This window comes from Candidatus Frankia alpina, assembly GCF_902806485.1.
Classification (GTDB): domain Bacteria; phylum Actinomycetota; class Actinomycetes; order Frankiales; family Frankiaceae; genus Frankia; species Frankia alpina.
In genome coordinates this window covers 1-5482 of the sequence record NZ_CADCWT010000280.1, presented here as the reverse complement: position 1 = coordinate 5482, position 5482 = coordinate 1, and the positions used below count along the sequence as shown (strand labels likewise).

Here is a 5482-nt window from a genome sequence, read left to right as displayed (position 1 = left end):
CCGTCAGTGCCGGGACGCGAAGTGGGCGAGGAGCCCCACCGGGGCGTCGGGTGCGATAGCCGCGGCGATCGCCTCGGCGGCGCCGGCGGCGGCCTCCACCGACCTCGGCAGCATCACGCTCTCGTAGGCGCGAACGGCGGCGTCCAGGCGGCCGGCACTGGGGCCACCGGCCTGCGCGGCGTCGGCGTGGGCGTGGGCGGCGACGGCGAGGGCGAGGTCGGCGCCGTCGAGCATCGCGAGGTTGGCCCCCATCCCGGAGAACGGGGACATGAGGTGCGCCGCGTCGCCGAGAAGCGTGAGGCCGGGGGTGTGCGGCCAGGTGTGCGGGACGGGCAGGGCGTGGATGGGCCGGTTGACGAACGGGCCGTCGTTGTCGGTGATGAGTCCGCGCAGGGACGGGCTCCACTCGGTGAACTCCGCCAGCAGGGCCGCGCGGACGCGCTCGGTGTCGGCGAGGTCGATGCCGGCCGTCTCGTACCAGTCGAGCTCGGTGCGCAGCGCGATGTAGACGCGGAGGTGGCCGCCGCTGTTGCGCTGGGCGATGAGTCCGCGGTTGGCGTGCAGCGCCATCATCATCCCGTGCCCGGTGAGGGCGGCGGCGTGCGGATGGCGCCGGTCGGCGTCATCGAGGTTCGCTTCGACGAACGTGACGCCGGTGTAGTCCGGGACGGCGCCGCCGAGCAGCCCCCGGACCCGGGACCAGGCGCCGTCCGCGCCGATGACCAGGGTGTGGTCGGCGGACGCGCCGCCGGCGAAGTGGATCCGGTGGGCGCCGCCGCCGAGCGGCTCGAGGTGGGTCACCCGGTGGGCCCACCGGGACCGTGCCGGCGGCCAGGGAGTCCAGCAGCAGCGTGCGGAGCTGGCCGCGATCGATCTCCGGGGCGCCGTCCTCGGGCGCCGTGTCGGGGACCATGTCGAGCAGCACGCCGGCGTCGCGGCCGAGCACCCGCACCTGCTGCCCCTCCGGCCGGGACAGAGCCCGGAACGCGTCGAGCAGCCCGGCCGCGGCGAGCGCGACCTGACCGGAGTCGGCGTGCATGTCGAGGCTGCCGCCGGCGGGACGTGCGTCGGCCGTGGCGTCGAGGTCGTAGACGGTGACGGCGATGCCGTGGTTCTGCAGGACCCGAGCGCAGGTCAGGCCACCGGGACCGGCTCCGACGATGGCGATGGGCGCGGCTTCAAGCGAGGAACTCATGATCGTTACTCCCGGGTGGGCGGGGAGAGGAGTGCGCGGGGCGGGTCCGAACCCACGGGCCCGTCATCCTCCGGACACATCCAAAAAAGCAGAACGGATCAAAAAGTGCAACGAGTTCAGTTTTAGATCCGTTCCACCCTGAGCTACCGTGACGGCATGGACCAGACGACGCCGCCGCCGGGACGCCGGGAGCGCAAGAAGGCCGCCACCCGCCAGGCGCTGGCCGACGCGGCGCTCGCCCTGTTCCTGGCGCGCGGTTTCGACGCGGTCGGCGTCCGCGAGATCGCCGACGCGGCAGACGTGTCGGTGACGACGCTGTTCAAGCACTTCCCCGAGGGCAAGGTGGCGCTGCTGTTCGACGAGGACGCCGACCGCGAGGCCGCTCTCGTCGCCGCCGTCCACAACCGCCCGACCGGCCAGCCGATCCCCCAGGCACTGCGCGACCATCTCGGCAGCGCCCGCGACGCCGCGCGCCGCGCCGACCCACGCCTGGACGACTTCCGCGCGCTGATCGAACGCACCCCCGAGCTACGCGAGCACTCCCGCCGGATGTGGCTGCGCCACGCGTCCGCACTCGCGTCCGCGATCGCCGAGGCCAGCGCGCTGCCCGCGGACGACCCCGCCTGCCTTGCCCTCGCCCACTTCGCCCTGGCGTCCGCCGGCCTCGCCATCACGAGCACCATCACCGACGCCGACAGCGACCGCGCGCTGGAACGGATCTTCGCGCTGCTCGAGCACGGCTGGACGGCCGTGGCCGCCTCCCCGCCCGGCCCGGCATGATCCACCACCGGCCCGCCCACCCCGGCGTTTAATGCGGCAGCAGTGTCACAAGGGCGGCCGACGCAGCCACCGCTTCGAGCCCTTCATCCGGCGGAAAGGGTCACGTTTCGCCGGCACAGGCACGTCATATCGGTGCGCCAGATCCGCCAGAACCGGATTCGCACAGTACGTTTCGAGCGCCACGGCGAGCATCCGTCGATACGGGTCCTCGACCATCCCCACCTCGGAGTCGTGGAAGATCTCCCGCCAGGCCACGTCGGGTCGGTAATAATCGATGTTCGGGCGCTGTTCCCGGGGATACTCCAGCCGGGACAACACCTGGTCCGCCGCGGACGAGGTGTAGATCCTAGCCGCCGCAAGTTCGGCATCCCAGACTTCCTGGATCCGCGCGATCACGTCCCCGTCCCGCCCCCCCCTGGGCAGGTCCCCGAACCGCTGCTCAACGAGCGCCGCGAGGGTCCCCGCAACGGCCGCGAAGAGGTCCGGATGCCGGTTCCAGACCGATCGTTGAACGCCCACGGCGGCAGCCAGAAAGATCAGGTACGCCGCCATGACAACGAGCACTCTGGACATCGTCAGTAGGGGAACGTCGCCGTGAGAACGTGCGAAGTCCCGCAGGAGCACGCCCTCCGACGTCAGCAGAAAGCCGATCGACATCACGGCGAACGGAACGCTCAACATCAGGTGGGTACGGACGACGATGCGGCCGCGCTGGGCCACGACGTCGACCACCCGATCGGCCGGCAGCAGATCCAGCCGGACTGCGAGCGCACCCGTAGCCCGGGCCACCCTCGCGCGAGCCCGACGCTGCTGCCGCTGCCGCGTCCCCCGAGGCCGTGCCGAAGCGAGCGGGGCGAGAAGGACGCTGCCGGCGAGCAGAACGGGCGCCAATCCCATGAGCGACAGCCCAAGGGACACCGACATCGCCCCGATGTCGGCGGTGTGAGAACCGACAGAAATCCCGGCGATCTTCCCCTCCCCCGACCAGGCGGCGGAGGATCACTGTACGCGGCCCGGTTTCTCCGTGAGCCGCACTGGAGGTGCGGACCTCGTTCCGGGAGGAGGCGGGTGCCCCGCAGGGACTGGCAAGATTTTGATCAGACACTCCAGTGGCCGCCCCGCCCCTCGCCGCCCGTCAAGGCCCCCATCCCGACAATCATGGTGTTCCCTGAGACCGCGCCGGATGTTCGGGGCTGCTGAGCAAGTACCAGTACTACGAGTTCCTTGCGGTCGACCAGCCGCTCAGCGCGCAGGTGCAGGCCGACCTGCGCGCCTTGTCGACCCGCGCGAAGCTGTGAACACGCCACAACGTCACCACCACCGCCCGGACGTCACCATCACCGCCCGTCCGCCATCGATGCTTCGGCACCCCCGCCGTTGCGATCACCCATCACCGGACGGGCGCCCCTGCCGCCCGAACCCACCCGCTAGGCTGTAGGCACTCGGCGCTCCGGCACGGCCGGAGGCCCGAGGAGCAGTCCAGGGGGCGGTAGCTCAGCCGGTTAGAGCAGCGGACTCATAATCCGTCGGTCGTGGGTTCGAGCCCCACCCGCCCCACCATCGCCGCAGGTAGAAAGGCTAATCCAAACCTTCCGAGCGATCATCGATCGAGATCATCCCGTACTTACCCCGCACTTTGGGTGGATCATCTTCCGCGCTTCGATCTTGATTTTTGCCGCCGAGCAGGGCGACTCCCGATGGCATAGGACTACCGTCACGCGGTCAACGTGCATTATGGAGATCACCTCAGCCGCATCCGCGTGGCGGTCTCCCCTGCGGGCCCGGGGAGCCATCGCCCGGTGCTGTCTCACTGGCTTGAGCGATCACGGAGTGTCGTGAGCCAGCCGTTGACGTCGTCTTCCCGGTATCGGACGTGCCGGCCGACCTTGAGGGCAGGCGGGCCGTCGCCAGTGACGCGCCACTTGTAGATGGTGTTCACCGGGACGCCGAGGTACCGCGCGAGATCCTGCACGGTCCACAACGGGGCACGGCCGAGGGGCCGGTCAGTCATCGTGAGCCTCCGGCGCGCGCCAGGTCCGGATCGGAAGGGGAACCGCCGGGCGGTGCAGCGCCGACGTTGCGTTCGGCGGACGCTTCACCGCGGCCGGCGTAGCGCCAGGCGCCCAGGATCGCGGTCGCAGGGTCGCCGGGGGGTCGGCCGAAGGCGTCGGTGAGCGGGTTGCCGGCGAGGACGGCGGCCGTCACGCGTGCGTGGTCGCGACGAGCGGTGCGAAGGGCGCCGAACGTTGTGGAATACCGGTGGCTCTTGGAGAGCCAATGCCCGCCGTAGCCGAGGGTGTGGGACCAGCGGATGAGGCCAGGGGTGGGGCCGGGTTGGCGTCGAGCTGCAGTGTCGAGTGCCGTGGCGAAGTCGGCATGGGCGCCGAGCTGCCAGCAGGTTTCGACGAGGCGGCGGGTATGGGCGGGTATCAGGAGCCGGGCGAGGTAGACGGGGCTACGGACCGGCCGGTCGAGTGTCCCGCCGCTGTGGACGGACTTCGTCAAGTACTTCGCCAGGTAGTTGGCGACTTTGCCGGTGCTGGTCGATCCGTCGAGGCTGATGGGCCGGATGTCGTGCTGTTCTCCCCAGCGGATGGGGATGGTGGCGACGGGCGCGGTTGGCTGGTGGGGGTCGGGGGCCTCGGCGGCGATTGTGGCCAGGACGTGACGCAGGCAGTCGGTGACGAGGTCGGTTGTGGTCCACGCAGGCGGCGGGGCCGTGATGTCTGGGTTGGTGGTACGCCCGTCGATGCGCATGACGGCGTGGACGTGGAGACGGTGAGTCCGGCCGATGCGGCAACCGCGGATTCCAGCCGGTCGCGGGTGTGCTTCCACAGGGTGGGAGCCATGGTGTTCCAGGTGACGGCGCCGGCGTAGTCGTAGCAGTCGAGGCAGAGAGGGGTGCCGAGGCGGACGTCGGTGTCCGGGTGGTGGGCGGGGCAGCCGAGGGGACGTCCGTGGGAGCAGGTGCCCCGGTGGGGCCGGCAAGTCTGGGCGCGGGGTCCGGGGGTGCGGCGGGAGTGGACGGGTCCGAAGCTGGGCGCGGTGAGGGTGATGAACAGCGCGGGATGGCCAGCCAAGGCCGCAGGGGTGTCCGGGGGGTCGACGAGTCCGGCCAGAACGATGCGTCGGGCGTCGTAGGCGTAGAGCCGGGAGCAGGAGGGGCAGGCGCTCGCGCGTCGGTTGTTGCAGCGGACGTGGAGCGCGCCGCCCGGGAGTTCGGTGGCGGTGAGGGCACGGCGGATTTCGCCGGTGCAGGTATCGAGGTGGTCGAGGTGTCCGAGGAGGCTGATGGGATGGGCGCAGCCGCCCGCCACCGGCGGATCGTCGGATTGTGCATGTTCTGTCACTGTGGGTGCCTCGCTGGGGACAGGGTTCAGCGCCCGACGTCGACGGGGTCGAGTCGAGGCAGAACGGAGGCGGAACGGTGCCGGTGGCTACCGGCGGGGTGGGTGCGTGTGGCCGGCGGTCAGCGGCGGCGGGACTGTGCTTCCCAGGCGCGCCAGG

General features: G+C 71.0%; 5 protein-coding genes, 1 tRNA gene and 1 pseudogene. 2 read left to right on the top strand and 5 right to left on the bottom strand.

Annotated elements, in window-relative coordinates; genetic code table 11:
- Positions 1-3: 3 nt before the first annotated feature.
- Positions 4-570: an FAD-dependent oxidoreductase gene (locus G6R25_RS31995; RefSeq protein WP_268904195.1), complete on the bottom strand. Its 567-nt coding sequence runs from the start codon at positions 568-570 to the stop codon at positions 4-6.
- 52 nt (positions 571-622) lie between these two features.
- Positions 623-1195 carry an NAD(P)-binding protein gene (locus G6R25_RS31990; protein WP_235949280.1) on the bottom strand — a complete coding sequence of 191 codons (573 nt, stop codon included), beginning with the start codon at positions 1193-1195 and terminating at the stop codon, positions 623-625.
- 156 nt (positions 1196-1351) lie between these two features.
- On the opposite strand from G6R25_RS31990, the gene G6R25_RS20825 reads away from it, so the two are divergent.
- Positions 1352-1975, top strand: a complete 624-nt coding sequence (locus tag G6R25_RS20825; protein WP_163554276.1) for a TetR/AcrR family transcriptional regulator — start codon at positions 1352-1354, stop codon at positions 1973-1975.
- A gap of 45 nt (positions 1976-2020) precedes the next feature.
- On the opposite strand, the gene G6R25_RS20820 is transcribed toward G6R25_RS20825, so the two are convergent.
- Complete coding sequence (locus G6R25_RS20820; RefSeq protein ID WP_163554275.1) at positions 2021-2899, bottom strand: effector-associated domain EAD1-containing protein; 879 nt, start codon at positions 2897-2899, stop codon at positions 2021-2023.
- Positions 2900-3458: 559 nt separating this feature from the next.
- On the opposite strand from G6R25_RS20820, the gene G6R25_RS20815 reads away from it, so the two are divergent.
- Positions 3459-3535, top strand: a tRNA-Ile gene (locus tag G6R25_RS20815).
- 247 nt (positions 3536-3782) lie between these two features.
- Here the strand turns inward: G6R25_RS20815 and G6R25_RS20810 are convergent.
- Together G6R25_RS20810 and G6R25_RS29125 are read right to left on the bottom strand one after the other, a co-directional pair.
- Entirely contained in the window at positions 3783-3986 is a 204-nt protein-coding gene (locus tag G6R25_RS20810; protein ID WP_136449751.1) for a helix-turn-helix domain-containing protein, read from the bottom strand.
- A pseudogene (locus G6R25_RS29125) lies at positions 3983-5292 on the bottom strand (replication initiator). Before G6R25_RS29125 ends, G6R25_RS20810 begins: the two are co-directional and overlap by 4 nt.
- Positions 5293-5482: the final 190 nt, after the last annotated feature.

What these genes read in the sequence shown, in the direction of transcription:
- G6R25_RS31995 (WP_268904195.1), bottom strand. Translation starts at nt 570, where the DNA reads ATGGCGCTGCACGCCAACCGCGGACTCATCGCCCAGCGCAACAGCGGC.
- G6R25_RS31990 (WP_235949280.1), bottom strand. Translation starts at nt 1,195, where the DNA reads ATGAGTTCCTCGCTTGAAGCCGCGCCCATCGCCATCGTCGGAGCCGGT.
- G6R25_RS20825 (WP_163554276.1), top strand. Translation starts at nt 1,352, where the DNA reads ATGGACCAGACGACGCCGCCGCCGGGACGCCGGGAGCGCAAGAAGGCC.
- G6R25_RS20820 (WP_163554275.1), bottom strand. Translation starts at nt 2,899, where the DNA reads ATGTCGGTGTCCCTTGGGCTGTCGCTCATGGGATTGGCGCCCGTTCTG.
- G6R25_RS20810 (WP_136449751.1), bottom strand. Translation starts at nt 3,986, where the DNA reads ATGACTGACCGGCCCCTCGGCCGTGCCCCGTTGTGGACCGTGCAGGAT.